General features: G+C 55.1%; 15 protein-coding genes. 5 read left to right on the top strand and 10 right to left on the bottom strand.

All coding sequences use genetic code 11. The annotated features are described in order from the left end of the window. The first annotated feature begins 327 nt into the window (after positions 1–327). Positions 328–861 carry a pentapeptide repeat-containing protein gene (locus tag ACWIUF_RS11270; RefSeq protein ID WP_448572463.1) on the top strand — a complete coding sequence of 178 codons (534 nt, stop codon included), beginning with the start codon at positions 328–330 and terminating at the stop codon, positions 859–861. Here the strand turns inward: ACWIUF_RS11270 and ACWIUF_RS11265 are convergent. Together ACWIUF_RS11265 and ACWIUF_RS11260 are read right to left on the bottom strand one after the other, a co-directional pair. Continuing rightward, positions 858–1,322, bottom strand: a complete 465-nt coding sequence (locus ACWIUF_RS11265; protein ID WP_448572462.1) for a VOC family protein — start codon at positions 1,320–1,322, stop codon at positions 858–860. The two genes, ACWIUF_RS11270 and ACWIUF_RS11265, sit on opposite strands and share 4 nt — an antisense overlap. 16 nt (positions 1,323–1,338) lie before the next feature. Continuing rightward, complete coding sequence (locus ACWIUF_RS11260; RefSeq protein WP_448572461.1) at positions 1,339–1,851, bottom strand: TIGR02652 family protein; 513 nt, start codon at positions 1,849–1,851, stop codon at positions 1,339–1,341. A gap of 102 nt (positions 1,852–1,953) precedes the next feature. Between ACWIUF_RS11260 and ACWIUF_RS11255 the strand changes: the two genes are divergently transcribed. Then, positions 1,954–2,520 (top strand): gamma carbonic anhydrase family protein, encoded by a 567-nt coding sequence (locus tag ACWIUF_RS11255; protein WP_448572460.1) that lies wholly within the window; start codon positions 1,954–1,956, stop codon positions 2,518–2,520. A 7-nt stretch (positions 2,521–2,527) separates the two neighbouring features. On the opposite strand, the gene ACWIUF_RS11250 is transcribed toward ACWIUF_RS11255, so the two are convergent. The 5 genes from ACWIUF_RS11250 to ACWIUF_RS11230 all read right to left on the bottom strand — a co-directional run bounded on the left by ACWIUF_RS11250 (position 2,528) and on the right by ACWIUF_RS11230 (position 6,251). Next, positions 2,528–3,067, bottom strand: coding sequence for an LppP/LprE family lipoprotein (locus ACWIUF_RS11250; protein WP_448572459.1), 540 nt, complete (start codon positions 3,065–3,067; stop codon positions 2,528–2,530). A gap of 272 nt (positions 3,068–3,339) precedes the next feature. Next, positions 3,340–3,756, bottom strand: a complete 417-nt coding sequence (locus ACWIUF_RS11245) for an META domain-containing protein (protein ID WP_448572458.1) — start codon at positions 3,754–3,756, stop codon at positions 3,340–3,342. A gap of 406 nt (positions 3,757–4,162) precedes the next feature. Then, complete coding sequence (locus tag ACWIUF_RS11240) at positions 4,163–4,351, bottom strand: hypothetical protein (RefSeq protein ID WP_448572457.1); 189 nt, start codon at positions 4,349–4,351, stop codon at positions 4,163–4,165. 102 nt (positions 4,352–4,453) lie between these two features. After that, positions 4,454–5,341 (bottom strand): ABC transporter ATP-binding protein, encoded by an 888-nt coding sequence (locus ACWIUF_RS11235; RefSeq protein ID WP_448572456.1) that lies wholly within the window; start codon positions 5,339–5,341, stop codon positions 4,454–4,456. Positions 5,342–5,459: 118 nt separating this feature from the next. Then, a complete protein-coding gene (locus tag ACWIUF_RS11230; protein ID WP_448572455.1) occupies positions 5,460–6,251 on the bottom strand; it encodes an ABC transporter permease in 792 nt (263 codons plus the stop codon). Positions 6,252–6,485: 234 nt separating this feature from the next. Between ACWIUF_RS11230 and ACWIUF_RS11225 the strand changes: the two genes are divergently transcribed. From ACWIUF_RS11225 to ACWIUF_RS11215, 3 genes are all read left to right on the top strand, one after another. Beyond that, positions 6,486–8,156 carry a YcjF family protein gene (locus ACWIUF_RS11225; RefSeq protein WP_448572454.1) on the top strand — a complete coding sequence of 557 codons (1,671 nt, stop codon included), beginning with the start codon at positions 6,486–6,488 and terminating at the stop codon, positions 8,154–8,156. A gap of 52 nt (positions 8,157–8,208) precedes the next feature. Continuing rightward, positions 8,209–8,997, top strand: a complete 789-nt coding sequence (tatC, locus tag ACWIUF_RS11220; protein WP_448572453.1) for a twin-arginine translocase subunit TatC — start codon at positions 8,209–8,211, stop codon at positions 8,995–8,997. 136 nt (positions 8,998–9,133) lie between these two features. Then, positions 9,134–9,754, top strand: coding sequence for a MarC family protein (locus ACWIUF_RS11215; RefSeq protein ID WP_448572452.1), 621 nt, complete (start codon positions 9,134–9,136; stop codon positions 9,752–9,754). A gap of 225 nt (positions 9,755–9,979) precedes the next feature. Here ACWIUF_RS11215 and ACWIUF_RS11210 read toward each other — a convergent pair whose 3' ends face one another. From ACWIUF_RS11210 to msrA, 3 genes are all read right to left on the bottom strand, one after another. Continuing rightward, positions 9,980–10,780, bottom strand: coding sequence for an SDR family NAD(P)-dependent oxidoreductase (locus ACWIUF_RS11210; protein ID WP_448572451.1), 801 nt, complete (start codon positions 10,778–10,780; stop codon positions 9,980–9,982). Positions 10,781–11,092: 312 nt separating this feature from the next. Further along, positions 11,093–12,157 (bottom strand): Fe(3+) ABC transporter substrate-binding protein, encoded by a 1,065-nt coding sequence (locus tag ACWIUF_RS11205; protein ID WP_448572450.1) that lies wholly within the window; start codon positions 12,155–12,157, stop codon positions 11,093–11,095. Between the two features lie 412 nt (positions 12,158–12,569). Further along, positions 12,570–13,235 carry a peptide-methionine (S)-S-oxide reductase MsrA gene (gene msrA / locus ACWIUF_RS11200; RefSeq protein WP_448572449.1) on the bottom strand — a complete coding sequence of 222 codons (666 nt, stop codon included), beginning with the start codon at positions 13,233–13,235 and terminating at the stop codon, positions 12,570–12,572. Between the last annotated feature and the right edge of the window lie 363 nt (positions 13,236–13,598).

The following is a 13,598-nucleotide window of genomic DNA, read 5'->3' as shown; positions in this document are numbered from 1 at the left end:
GCCCCCCGTCCCGCCCCCGACGACGAGGACTTCCGTGGTCAGTTGGGTGGGAAAAGATGTAGACAGAGGCCCTCCTGGGATGGATCGAACCGTAGAGTATGGTTTTGCGGCATCGCCATCAACGAATGGGATAACCGTCTCGGCTATCGCAGGGGCAGACAGGATGCCCTACCCCACTGATGACTTTGCGATGTTACGGATTATCCCCGATCCCGCCATTGGGAGTGGCCACCGTATCCCATAGTATGATGATGAATCCGATCGCCCTGGTCAAGGTCGCCGGTTCAGCACCGGGGTGTGTCGCTACTGCTATCCAACGCTACTGCCATGCTACTGTCACGATCGCGCCTGTCCATCCTCAGTACCCTATTGTTGGTTTTCGGACTAGGGGCTTGTCAAACCCCGCCCCGTTCCGAAACCGGAGCCTCGCCCACGGGGACCAATGCCACCCAGACCCTCCTGGCAACCAAACGCTGCCCCAAGTGTGATCTACAAGGGGCGGATCTGGCGGGGGCGGATCTGGCGGGGGCCGACCTCAATGATGCCAACTTAAGTCAGGCCAATTTGAGTAATGCCAACCTCAGCACAGCATTAATGGACAATGTGAACCTTACCGCAGCGAACCTCCAGGGTACGAATCTCAGCGAGGCTGGATTAATTGGGGCCAACTTAGGGCAAGCGGATCTCACGGGGGCGAACCTGAGTCGGGCCAGCCTCCGGGAAGCGGACCTGACGGGGGCAACCCTGAACAATACTGACCTGACGGCTGCCGATCTCCTCAATGCCAAGCTGGAAGCGGCCCAATTGGATGAAGCCACACTGAAAGAGACTTTGATGCCCAATGGCCAGGTCAAACCCTAGTGGTCTGTCAAGCGGGATTGGGGAGAGGGCGACAAGCATCGGATAAATTCCAGCGGCAACCCATCAGCATCGGCAAGGAACAAGACCTCGTACACCTGATTCCCAATCATTTGCTGTTGGGGGGACAGCAGGACCGTCAAGGGGACAATCTGATCGGGTTGGTGGGCAGCGGCCTGCTCGAAACGGGTCTGAAGGGCAGTCAGCCAGGTGGGCAGATCGATCGTGCATTCGGTCAAATCAAAGGAGAGGTGATAGTAGCCCGTATAATGCTCATCGTTAAAGGCATCCGGTGCTGGTCGCGGTTGGGGAATCTGGATCAGTTCGATGCGACCGCCCAATCCCTCCATCCAACAGGCCAGGGTATAGCCCGTCGTAAAACGCTCCTGGACTGTAAACCCTAATTGCTCATAAAAGGCGATCGCCCGGTGGATATTGGCGGTCCGAATCGAGGCATGGTGCATAGGTCGGGGGAAAGCCTCACGACTCAAAAAACCGGAAGTAGGGATAGCGAGTGGGGGCGCCCGGTTCCTTCTCCAGATCAAAGTTGATCACATTCCAGCACGGTTCCTCAGCAGGATCGGGGCTAAAGTCCACGGGCAGGCCATACAACCGGGGCTTAACCACATCCCCCTGCCCGCGCCAAGGGGTACTGCGATCGAGGTAAGTGCTGATCAACTCACGATAGCGTTGGGCAATGATCACGCGGGTTGCCTTATAACCCTGGGTATAGAGGCGATCGAGGGCCTCATGGATTTCAAAGCGAATGCCATCCGGGTGGGTATGCTGGCGATACCATTCATTATTCCAGCGCCGCCAGTGCCGCCCCGACTGAAGATGCACCAATTCCTCCGTATCTGGGTTGACTTCAAAGGCCCCGTGTCGTGGGCACAGATAAGTATCCGTCAGGGTGAGGGCCGGAATCGTTTGACGGCAATGGGGACACTGAATGTCTGGGCCAAAAATTGGGTATTGCTGGAGAGCTAGGTTCATTATTGCAAAGGCTTCAGGCGTCACCACCTGACGCGAGATCAGTGCCAGCCTTATTATAACTAGGGAACCCTAGCTCTAGAGCGATATACGGAGGATTTCCCCGTGACCCCAGATACGCCCGATCGCCCTGCGCCACCGTTAGCCAATCAGGATCATCCCCCCCCACTGGCCTGGCCCGTTGATCTCCAGTTACCGGATTGCTCCCAGGCCGCCTTTGTGGCGACGACGGCGACAGTCTTGGGGCAGGTCACCCTGGGGCCAGGGGCGAGTGTCTGGTATGGGGCCGTGGTGCGGGGCGATGTGGAGCGGATTGACATCGGGGCCAACACCAATATCCAGGATGGGGCCGTTGTGCATGGGGACCCGGGCCAACCGACTATCCTGGGGGAGCATGTAACGGTCGGCCATCGGGCGGTGATCCACAGCGCCCACCTGGAAGCGGGGTGTTTGATCGGCATGGGCGCGATCGTCCTCAATGGGGTACGGATTGGCACGGGCAGTATTGTCGGCGCGGGGGCTGTCGTGACGAAGGATGTGCCACCCTACACCCTGGTTATGGGGATGCCTGCGAAGCCCGTGCGTGACGTGAGTGCAGCGGAAGCGGCTGATTTGATTGCCCACGCCCACCATTACCGCGCCTTGGCCCTAGCCCATGCCAACCGCAGCTAGTCACGGCTTAACGCGTACTTTCCCGCTGGGCAGGCCATTGGGGCACAACAACGGGTTGCCCATCCTGCATCTTAAGCTCGTAACTTAGGTGACTTTCCCCGGACGGACAACAAAGGGCGTCGGCAGGGGTATAGCGGGCAAAGGTGGCCGCCAGGAAATCAGGCCGGTAGAGGTCGCGGCTGACCAGACTGCCATCACTGCGGGCATCCATTGGCTGGGGGGCCAGCGTTCCCGCAAATTGGCCATGCTGAAACACAAAGACCTGATACTGGCGGGGCCGACACATCCCGTCCGCATCGGCCATCCCCATAATGACTGTTGTCGGCCCATGTAGATGGGCAGCCCCCGTCAGCGTCCAGCCCGCAGCGGTGACGAGGGCATCCTCTGGCAGCGTGGCCGCTCGTTCACCCAGGGGACAATTGGCCAGATTGCCACCTCCCTCAATCTGAGGAGCACGGGGGATAGCCGCCCCCGGTTGATTCCAATTGGTGGCGCGATCGAGCCAACTGTCCGTGCTCTGACTGTCCGCTAGGGCAACGGGGGGCACACCTAGGATAATGGGCAGCAGCCATAGGCTGAACCGGCGCCATTGGCAATGTAGGCACACGCTAGGAAACCTCACTGACCTTTACTCAACTGTACCGCGATGGTTGCTTGTCGGGACGTTAGGGGGTTGACGACCGTTCCCCCGCCCGATCGTTCCCCCCTTCCGGGACGGCTCAACTGTCTTACCACAGAGCCGGGATAGCCTCGTGGTAAGGGCTGTGGGAGGTTGCGGGCATCGCTGCGAAGATCAAAACCCCACTGCCAGCTTCGGTTTCATAGGCTAGGTGCAGGGCACCTTGGGCCGTAATCTCGTAGGTTTGGACCCCCCCCCAAAGCGGTCAGGAATTGGCTTTCTTGCCGGGAGATTGGCTCATCACAAGCCTTCATGGTTGTGGCCACTGGCCCCAGTTCCAGGCTATTCCCTGTCGTGGTAAACGCCGTGGTGTAGCTGTTGCAACCCGTGGAACCCGCCAGCCGCTCGTCCATAAATTTGGCGGTAATTTCCGTATCCGTCAGCGGGCGGGTGGGATTGTCCAGATCGCCCCACCCCGTTAGCTTCCACTCCCCTTGCAATGCGGTGGTCGCCTGGGCCACTGCCAGGGGAGAATCTGCCGCGATCGCCGTTGCCGCCATGCCATAGCTGCCCAGGAATGGTAGGGCTAGGGCCAGGGTTAATAGAGTCGATTTCATAACCTGTTTAATTGGGATTATAGGGATTCCGTCGAAGATGGTTATAACCTAGGAATACTGTACCACTCCGATCGCGATCACGGTATCACCCACTAACCTCTGTATAACAGGATTGCTATTCCGCGATCGCACGGTCTACCCGTATAGATCCTTGCCCATCTCAGATATCCATCCATGCCCGCACAATTCATTCAATATTGACATGTGAATGGCCTAAGCATCTTCTTCAACATCTAGAGATTGGGGTTTTGACGACTTTAGTCGTCACTACAAACTCAAAACAATTCTTTGTTTTTTTGGGATGACTACAGTCGTTTGATGGGTTGGGATTAGCGGCACCAGGATTGCCCAAATACTACCCCGCAAGTGCCCTTCTCATCAGGGTTTATGAAATCTTCCTTAAGCGTCAATCGTCCATGAGTGCTTTATCTTCGCCTAGGCTTGGTTCACCTGTTTGGGCGATCGCGTCTGGGGTAATGTGGCCATTGGGATAGATAAAAAAGATCGTGTCTCCGCCAGCCGTGACACACTGGCGTTGCGAAGGTAGGCGATCGCGTTTACTTTGCTGGGTACGGTCTGTAGTTGCGTCAGTCATGGGAACCACCCGGTCGGAGGTCTGAAGTTACTCCTCCAGTATGGTTAGCCCTTTTTAGAGATGGGGTAAAGCTCGTATATAGTTTTTGTCAAGATTCCTTTGTCAAGATTCCTCCCGATCGGCGGCTGCAATTGTAGGATAGCCCTGTTGCATCACTTCTAAATAAATATGCTCTAGGCGAACTGGTTGACGGGAAACACCATCCAAGGGAATACCGGCAAATTGAGCCAGAATTTCGGCTAAGTCCAGGGGTTTAGGTAGCCAGAAGGCCAAGTCCCGGCCATAGCGTCGGTGGGGATAGTGGAGGGCGTCGGCACGGGCGATCGCAGCAGCTTCCTGGGGTGTTTGCACGAGGATAACCTCCTGGGCAGGAATCAGGTCGCGTAGCTCGGCCAAGCTCCCTTCGGCCACAATATGTCCATGTTTGAGAATCCCAATGCGATCGCACAGTCTCTCCGCCTCATCCAAGAAATGGGTGGTTAACAGGATCGTGATGCCTTCTTGCTTTAACTGCTGGATTAATGCCCAGACTTCAAAGCGGGCTTCTAAATCCAAACCCGTGGTCGGTTCATCCAGAATCAAGAGTTTAGGTTGATGAATCAAGGCGATCGCTAAACTGAGCCGTCGCTGCATTCCCCCACTGAGCGTTGCCGCCATACTAGCCGCGCGATCGCTCAAGCCCACCATTGCTAAGCAGGTTTGCACCCGCCGTCGCCGGGCCTGCCCCTGTAACCCGTATAGACTGGCAAAAAAACTCAAGTTTTCCCCACAGGATAAATAGCGATAAATCAGGGTTTCCTGGGGAACGACGCCCATCAAAAACTTGGTCTTCTCTGACACCGGTATTCCATTGATCCGAACCGTCCCTCGATCCGCCTTCAACAAATTGCATAGCACATTAATCGTCGTCGTTTTACCAGCTCCGTTTGGTCCCAACAAGCCATAGATTTGTCCAGCCTCAATGGCCAGATTCAAATCTTGCAGTACCACGCGTTTTCCGTATACTTTGTTGAGTTCAGAAATTTCCAGCATTACCCCACTACCGATGCTTCTCAGCCTGTATTTACTCTGTTTGACACGCACTAGAGCCTATGCTCTGTTGTTCTTGTTAGAGTCGGCGCTCTACTTGCAACATGCGTTTATATGATAACCAGCCCATCCCAATCATCACTGCCGCAAAACTGGCTAAGAAGATGAAATGTCCGCGAATTTCTGAGAAGGTGTTCCCTTCGGCGACAATATTTGTTAACGCTTCATTCATGTGATAAATCGGATTGTATTGGGCTAGGTCCAGCAATACTTGAGGAAAGATAGAGACTGGCATAAAGGCACCGCCCAAAATAAGTAGGGGTACACCAAAAGCAGCGACTAACGTATTCACATCTTCTGTCCGGCGGGCCAGTTGTGTCCCCAAAATAAAGCCGACACCGACATAGGCAACAATGCTCAACCCAATCACCAACATAGCCAACCCATAGGAGCCTTGGAAACGTGCCCCTAAGGCAAATGCCGCCACCCCAACTAAGAGTGTTTGTCCGAGGGCGATCGCGCTATGGGCTAAACTAATCCCCAAAAAATAGGAGACGCCACTGAGGGGACTGAGGAACAAGCGTTTGAGGGTGTGTTGTTCTCGCTCAGCGACCACGGTGGCCACACTGCCCCCTAAACAACTAAAAAATAGGGCCGCTCCCACTAATGTGGCCGGAGCAGACCATTCCAAGGCTTCGCCCAAGCTCAAGGATTCTGGTAAGGCGGTTTTCGAGCGTTCGGCCAAGATCAAGCCATTCAGAATTAACACCGAGAGGGGGAATATGGCCCAAAAAATCAAACTCCACTTGCGTCGGCCTAACTCAGTTAAAATGCGCCGGGCAACGGCAAGTGTTTCGTCCCAATACTTCATTGCGATCGCTCATTACCAATCTGGCCATTGTAAGAGCTAGCGAGCGATCGTTGGAGACAGGCTGGGGCAGATTCCAGCCATCAATGGGTAACCGTTGCCCCCCTGGGCAGCGCCTAGCAGCGGCTCGGCAGCATCCCAATTGGGTAGAACCAGCCTGATTCCCCCACGGCTCCTCCCCCCACCCGCACACTACAATGGGAGGCGGGTTGCTCCCTTTGCTGCTTTGCGATCGCCATGCGCCTGCCCCGTCTCCTTACCCTACTGGTTGGTCTCAGCTTCATCCTGGGGATGATGATTTGGCTGATCGAATCCCTGCGGCAATTGTTTTGGCAGGTGTCCTATACTTCGCCGCTCCTGAGTAATCTGCTGATTCTGCTCCTAATTGCGATTTTGGCCATTTTTGTCGGGGCGTTCCTCTACTACCTCTGGCAGTTCCAAAAATCCCCCGCCCAGGCCCGGAAGCGACGCCTACGCCCCAAGGTCCCCACGGTGAAAAAGGAAGCCGCCGAGGAAACCCTAAAGGCCGTGCGGCAGCAGGTCCACCAAATCCAGGATGAAGTCTCCCGGCAGAGCTTGTTGGCCCGATCGCGCTCCCTGGAAGCCAACCTGAGCCGCGACGAGATTCAGGTGGTGGTCTTTGGCACCGGGTCAGCGGGCAAAACGTCCCTGGTGAATGCCCTGATGGGCCGGATTGTGGGCCAAGTCAGTGCGCCGATGGGAACAACCACCACGGGGGAAACCTATCGCCTCAGCCTCAAGGGGGTGGGCCGCCAGATCTTGCTCACCGATGCCCCCGGTATTTTGGAAGCGGGCCTAGCCGGTAGCGATCGCGAACAGATTGCCCGTCAACTGGCCACTGAAGCTGATCTGCTCCTGTTTGTAGTCGATAATGATCTGCGCCAGTCGGAATACCAACCCTTGCAAACCCTCGCAGCGATTGGGAAGCGATCGCTCCTGATCCTCAATAAAACGGATTTGTATACCGAGGATGACGTGGAAGTGTTGCTGGCCCGATTGCGGGAGCGGGTACGGAATATCGTCCATCCCCTGGATGTGGTGGCGGTGGCGGCGAATCCCCAGGCCGTGCGCTTGGCAAACGGCGATCGCTTCCAACCAGAGCCAGAGTTAACTCCCCTCCTGCGTCGCCTAGCCGCAATTCTCCGGGCTGAGGGGGAAGATCTGATTGCCGATAACATTTTGCTCCAGTCACAACGCTTGGGGGACGAAGCCCGCCGGTTGATTGATTTGCAACGTCGTCGCCAAGCGGACAAGATTGTGGAGCGGTTCCAGTGGATTGGGGCGGGGGTCGTGTCGGTTACCCCATTGCCGGTGATTGACTTGCTCGCCACGGCAGCGGTCAATGCCCAAATGGTGGTGGAAATTGGCCAGGTCTATGGTTGCGAACTCAATATGGAGCGGGGCCGGGAGTTGGCCCTTTCCCTGGCGAAAACCTTAACCAGTCTGGGCATTGTCAAAGGCGCGATCGAACTCCTCTCCACGGCCCTGCAACTCAACCTCAGCACATTCCTGATCGGACGGGCGATCCAGGGGATCACCGCCGCCTATTTAACCCGCATTGCCGGCAAAAGCTTTATTGAATACTTCCGCCAGGATCAGGACTGGGGCGATGGGGGCATCACCGAAGTGGTGCAGCGCCAGTTTCAGTTAAACCGTAAAGATGAGTTCGTGAAGTCCTTTATCCAAGACGCGATCGCACGGGTGATCGAACCCCTCCGTCTGGAATTTCCCGAACAATTTACCCCAGAGTCAGAGGTTCTCGATGGTGCTGAGGCGGTCCCGGCCAGCCGATCGCAGAACCCGCCAGTTTCTGAAGAAACGCCCCTCGAAATTCCCCTAAAGCCCCTCAAACAACCCGCTGCCCCCGATGATAGGTGGGACTGGTAAAGGAGATCTCAATCCCTCGATACAATAGTTAACGACCGTTTAGTCACCGCCTATGACCGCCCCCACTGATCTAGAGACGAACCAGGCTACCGCCACACCTCCGGCTCCTGCCCCCACTGCTGATCCCCTGGATGAGTTGCCCGATGATGTCGAGATGACGATCTTTGAGCATCTAGAAGAACTGCGGATGCGGATTTTCTATTCATTGCTCGTGCTCGCGATCGCTGTGGTGGGTTCTTTCGTCACCGTGAAGCCGATCGTCCAATTGCTGCAAGCCCCAGCCCAGGGCGCTAAGTTTCTACAACTGTCACCAGGGGAATTCTTCTTCACCTCGGTGCGGGTGGCAGGTCTGACTGGATTGCTCCTGAGTAGCCCCTTTATCCTGTACCAAATTATTCAGTTTGTGCTGCCAGGGTTAACACGACGGGAACGGCGATTTTTAGGTCCGATCGTGCTGGGTTCGAGTGTTCTATTCCTAGGCGGATTGGTCTTCGCCTACTGGCTGCTGATCCCTGCTGCTTTGAAATTCTTCATTAGCTATGGTGCGGATGTGGTAGACCAATTGTGGTCTTTTGAGCGCTACTTTGATTTTGTCTTGCAATTGTTGTTCCTAACGGGCTTGGCGTTTCAAGTGCCGGTTATCCAGGCCCTATTGGGTCTATTGGGGATTGTCTCGTCGCAACAAATGCTATTGCGTTGGCGTGTGGTGGTAATAGGGGCGTTGATCCTGGGTGCTGTGATTACCCCCTCCACTGATCCGGTTACCCAGAGTTTGCTGGGGGGGGCTGTTCTGGGGCTATACTTTAGTGGCATTGGCATGGTTAAGCTGTTGGGGAAATGAAGTGATTAAATTATCTAAAAATCTTGCCAGCTAATTTTTAACCACTAAGACACGAAGTACACTAAGGATCACGAAGTGTTGAGCAATCTCTGCATTTATTGGATGCGATTGTGGTTAACTTTTTCTCGGGAGCGACATGGAAAGAGAAGCTTTCGTTCTAACCATTTTCTTTTTGACTCTTGGCCCAATCAAAATTATTCCTGCCTTTGCCAAACTGACCCAATCAATGTCGCCCCAGTTCAAGCGGGAAGTGGCGGTGAAGAGTATCTTAGTCGCCGCCGGAATTTGTCTATATGTGGCACTGTTGGGACAGAAGATCTTGAGGATGTATGAGATTTCCCTAGAGGGGTTAACGATCGCGGGGGGTATCGTCCTCCTCCTTTCAGCCCTGAAAAGTATCTTCCCAAGTGTACAACTGCCTAACCCTAACCCCACCCAACCCACCGCGATGCAGTTAGCCATTTCGCCAGTGGCCACCCCGATCGTTATTCCCCCCGTTGGCATTGCGGCTATTTTAATTTTTGTGATGTTGATTCCCCGCTATCCCGGCATGACACTCGTGATCGCTAAGGCTCTGATCGTCATGCTGATCTTGGATTTTTTGGTCATGTTTTTTATTGATAGCATCCTGAAGATTACTGGGTTAATCATGGCCCTACAAGTGTTGAGTTCGGTGCTGGTCTTTATTCAGGTGGCATTGGCTGTGGAGACGATTTTGAAGGCAATGCGGGGATTGGGAGTGATTCGAGGAGGATAGGGGACAGGGGATAGTTGTGAATTGAGGTTAGGGTAACGGCGATGATCTTGTTCAGAACCAGAAGTGTTGTAGCTTGATACAAAATCTGACATCTTTAGGCAATTGTTTCTATAAACCAGCCGTTTGGGCAACTGAAGTCACCACGACAAACGCAAAGCAACTAGGCACTGTTAAAAATTTGCAGGGGTGATGATCGAAGCCTAACCCAGTCTATTGGCCCCCAGTCTACTGGCCCCAACTCATGAGTCCCTTCACCAGATCGGGGAAAAGACGATAGGCTTCTGTGGCTAATAGGGCCGGACCAACAATAATTTCCGATCGCCGCTCCCGTACGGCTCGCCAGATCGCATCCGCAATTTCTTCGGGTTGGCTGACCCAGGAGGATTTTAAGGTTTCGCGCATTTGTCGCTGGCGGGCTTCAATGTGGGATTCATCCTTGCCAACAAAAATCGCCCGCTCCATAAAGCTACTGTTGACCACCCCCGGATGAACGATCGCCACCTGAATGCCACGGGGAGCTAACTCCAGGCGCATGGTTTCCGTTAACCCTACCACCGCATACTTACTCGCACAGTAGGCACTCATGTGGGGCAGGGGCATCTTGCCGCCAAAGGACCCCACATTGACGATCGTCCCCTCCCCCCGTGCCAGAAAATGGGGTAGTAGGGCCGCGATCGTATGCACATAGCCAAAGAAATTAATTGCCATAATCCGTTGCCAGTCGTTGAGCGAGGTTTGGTCGATCGGCCCGGAGAGGCAAATCCCGGCATTATTCACCAACACATCAATTTGGACATAGGTATCCAGCGCCCGCCCAACCAGGATCTGCACCTGATCCGGATCACTAACATCGGTAGGGACAGCCAACGCACGGCGGCCCAACGCCTCCACCGCTTGGGCCACACCGTCAAGACGTTCTGCTTGACGTGCCGCCAGAACCACATCATAGCCCTCGCGGGCAAAGCGCAGGGCGGTGGCCTTGCCGCTACCCTGGGAAGCACCTGTAATCAGAACCGTGGGAGCCATGCCGAGCCGTCCTGGTGTGTATAGTGGGCTTGTTGCCGAGAAATAAAGACGATCGCCGGACAATTACCGCAACCACCGGCCTCAAACTGAATAACTCACAACGTTATTACCATCAAGCCTGATTCAGGTACATCACAATCTCATGCATCTGAATCTGTCATCAAACCATGAACTGAATCATTCCTGAACTTAATCATTAATGGTAACGCGGAATTCTAGCAACAGGAGCGCAGCCCAATACCCCCTCTCCCAGAACGAGAGAAGGGTTGGGCTGAGGGAGTCCGATTGTCAGTCAGCGGCGCTGGTATGAGCCTATTTCCAACCCGCTCGATCCATGATTTGCAGCGCTTCAGCGTTGTTCCTCCCGAAGACACTCGCGTTGACTGTATCGGCCTTGAAGTTGCCATAGCGGGCCAGGAGGGGATGCAAAGGCACATCGGCAATCACTGGATACTCGAAGTTCCCCTTAGCGAAGAGTTCCTGCACTTCACGGCTGGCCAAATGTTCGAGAAATTGCCGCGCAGCCTCTGGGTTGGGGGAATGCTTGGCAATGCCCCCACCGCTAATATTGACGTGGGTGCCCCGATCGCGCTGATTGGGGAAGAAGATCCGCATTTTGTTAGCAACGGCCTGATCGTCCGGATTATCTGAAGCTGCTAAGCGGACCAGGTAGTAGGTATTGGCGATCGCCAAATCCCCAACGCCTGCCGCCGCTGCCTTAATTTGGGCCGTATCATTACCTTCCGGCGGGCGGGCAAAATTGGCCACAAGGCCCCGTGCCCATTCTTCAGTTTTCGTTGCACCGTGGACGGCTAGCATCGCCCCGGTCAAGGACTGGTTGTAGATGTTGCTCGACGATCGCACCAGAATTCTGCCGCGCCAACGGGGATTGACCAGATCCTCATAGGTGGAAAGTTGAGCCGGATTCACTTTTTCGCGGTTGTACATGATTACCCGCGCCCGCCGGGAAAACCCAAACCAGAGGCCCGTCGGTTCCCGTAAACTCGCCGGGATCGCCGCGTCCAAAATCGCCGATCGCACGGGTTGGAACAGGCCCGCCTCCTGTGCCCGCCAAAGCCGCCCTGCATCAACCGTCAGCAAAACATCAGCCGGACTGTTGGCCCCTTCGCTTTGGATACGCTCGATCAGTTGGTCGGCTTCCGCTTCCACCAAATTGACGCGAATCCCCGTTTTTTGGGTAAAACTCGAAAAAATAGCCTCATCCGTATCATAGTGGCGGGCTGAGTAGAGATTTAACTGGCGGTTGGCCCGACTGCCTTGAGCAAGGCTGGGGGCAGTTTTACCCAACTGTCCAAGAGTTACGGCGGTCACAGCAGCCCCGCCAGCTAAAAACATCCGTCGTGTCAGTTTCGTCATTGCGTTCCCAATATATAGAAAAACTAGCAATTACTTGGGCTAAAACCCAGCCCAAACAAAATTTTTGTGCAAAAAATGGGCCTAACGGTTCTCAAAATACCCGCTGAGACCTAGTGCTTGAATCATTTTTGACCATATATCAGGCTTTAGGCAAAGTCAACACTATTGAAAGTAATTTTCAATAAATTTATGAAAAGCTGAGGGTTGCCTCCCACCCCCGCAGACCCGGGGCTATGGCTGCGGCGGGGATGGGGGTGGAACGATGGGCTAAGCCGACGATTGCCACCAGCACGATCGAGGCGGGGGCGATTGGCCCGCAAACAGGCGAGACCGCCCCCCGGCCCCCCAAGGAGGAGATGCCAAAGAGCGGTCAGCCGCAAGCGGACTCAGCGTCTGCGGGGAACTGGACGCGTCAGGGCGTGCTCTGCGCCATCACGCCCGTGGGGCAACTGATGCCAGTCCCCCCCAGTCCACAGTAACCATTAGGATTTTTCGCCAAGTATTGTTGGTGGTAGTCTTCTGCATAGTAAAACTCTGGCGCATCCAGAATTTCCGTGGTGATGGAGCCAAACCCAGCCTGACTCAACAGTTGCTGGTAGGCGGCACGGGAGGCTTCCGCGCATTGGCGCTGTTCCGGGGAATAGACATAAATTCCCGATCGATATTGGGTGCCCACATCATTCCCCTGGCGCATCCCCTGGGTGGGGTCATGGCTTTCCCAAAAAACCTTGAGGAGGGTTTCATAGCTGATCTGATTGGGGTCATAAACGACTCGCACCACCTCATTGTGGCCCGTCATGCCACTACAGACCTCGCGATAGGTGGGATTGGGGGTGAAGCCCGCAGCATAACCGACAGCAGTCGTAAACACACCATCCAATTGCCAGAATTTACGTTCAGCCCCCCAGAAGCACCCTAGGCCAAACAGGGCCAGTTCCATTCCCGCCGGGTAGGGAGGCCGCAGGGGATGACCATTAACAAAGTGGCGATCGGTGAGGGGCATGGGTTGCTGCCGTCCGGGGAGCGCGTCCACAGGGGCAGGGAGGGTCAGCTTTTTACCAAGTCCAAATAGGGCCATTGCGGTCTCAACTGTAATTGCAAAGGTGTGATGATTGCAAAGATGGCGATCAGGCACGATCGTCCCGGTCTGTCTTCCATTATGAGGAATTTGGGATGCGATGGCCCTCACCCCACCCCCTCTCCCTGGGGGAGAGGGGGTGCGCAATCGTTTAGATACGACTGCCATTCCCGATGGCCCTCACCCCACCCCCTCTCCCTGGGGGAGAGGGGCCTAAAGCCGGCGATTTCCCTGAGCTAGATCAGCAAATCTAAAATTGGCATTCGATAACTCCCCCAGGAAGAGGGGCCTAAGAGGATGTTTTCAAAGGGGGATCGCGGTTAAAACCGCGACTACGAACCTCGACGTTTGGCTATCCTAAGG

This window comes from Trichothermofontia sp., assembly GCF_053493415.1.
The sequence above is the reverse complement of the archived record's forward strand: the minus strand, read 5'-3'. Positions and strand labels throughout refer to the sequence as shown.

Bases quoted from the DNA above. Each gene is read 5' to 3' on its own strand.
- ACWIUF_RS11270 (WP_448572463.1), top strand. From the start codon at position 328: ATGCTACTGTCACGATCGCGCCTGTCCATCCTCAGTACCCTATTGTTG.
- ACWIUF_RS11265 (WP_448572462.1), bottom strand. From the start codon at position 1,322: ATGCACCATGCCTCGATTCGGACCGCCAATATCCACCGGGCGATCGCC.
- ACWIUF_RS11260 (WP_448572461.1), bottom strand. From the start codon at position 1,851: ATGAACCTAGCTCTCCAGCAATACCCAATTTTTGGCCCAGACATTCAG.
- ACWIUF_RS11245 (WP_448572458.1), bottom strand. From the start codon at position 3,756: ATGAAATCGACTCTATTAACCCTGGCCCTAGCCCTACCATTCCTGGGC.
- ACWIUF_RS11240 (WP_448572457.1), bottom strand. From the start codon at position 4,351: ATGACTGACGCAACTACAGACCGTACCCAGCAAAGTAAACGCGATCGC.
- ACWIUF_RS11230 (WP_448572455.1), bottom strand. From the start codon at position 6,251: ATGAAGTATTGGGACGAAACACTTGCCGTTGCCCGGCGCATTTTAACT.
- ACWIUF_RS11225 (WP_448572454.1), top strand. From the start codon at position 6,486: ATGCGCCTGCCCCGTCTCCTTACCCTACTGGTTGGTCTCAGCTTCATC.
- tatC (WP_448572453.1), top strand. From the start codon at position 8,209: ATGACCGCCCCCACTGATCTAGAGACGAACCAGGCTACCGCCACACCT.
- ACWIUF_RS11215 (WP_448572452.1), top strand. From the start codon at position 9,134: ATGGAAAGAGAAGCTTTCGTTCTAACCATTTTCTTTTTGACTCTTGGC.
- ACWIUF_RS11210 (WP_448572451.1), bottom strand. From the start codon at position 10,780: ATGGCTCCCACGGTTCTGATTACAGGTGCTTCCCAGGGTAGCGGCAAG.
- ACWIUF_RS11205 (WP_448572450.1), bottom strand. From the start codon at position 12,157: ATGACGAAACTGACACGACGGATGTTTTTAGCTGGCGGGGCTGCTGTG.
- msrA (WP_448572449.1), bottom strand. From the start codon at position 13,235: ATGGCCCTATTTGGACTTGGTAAAAAGCTGACCCTCCCTGCCCCTGTG.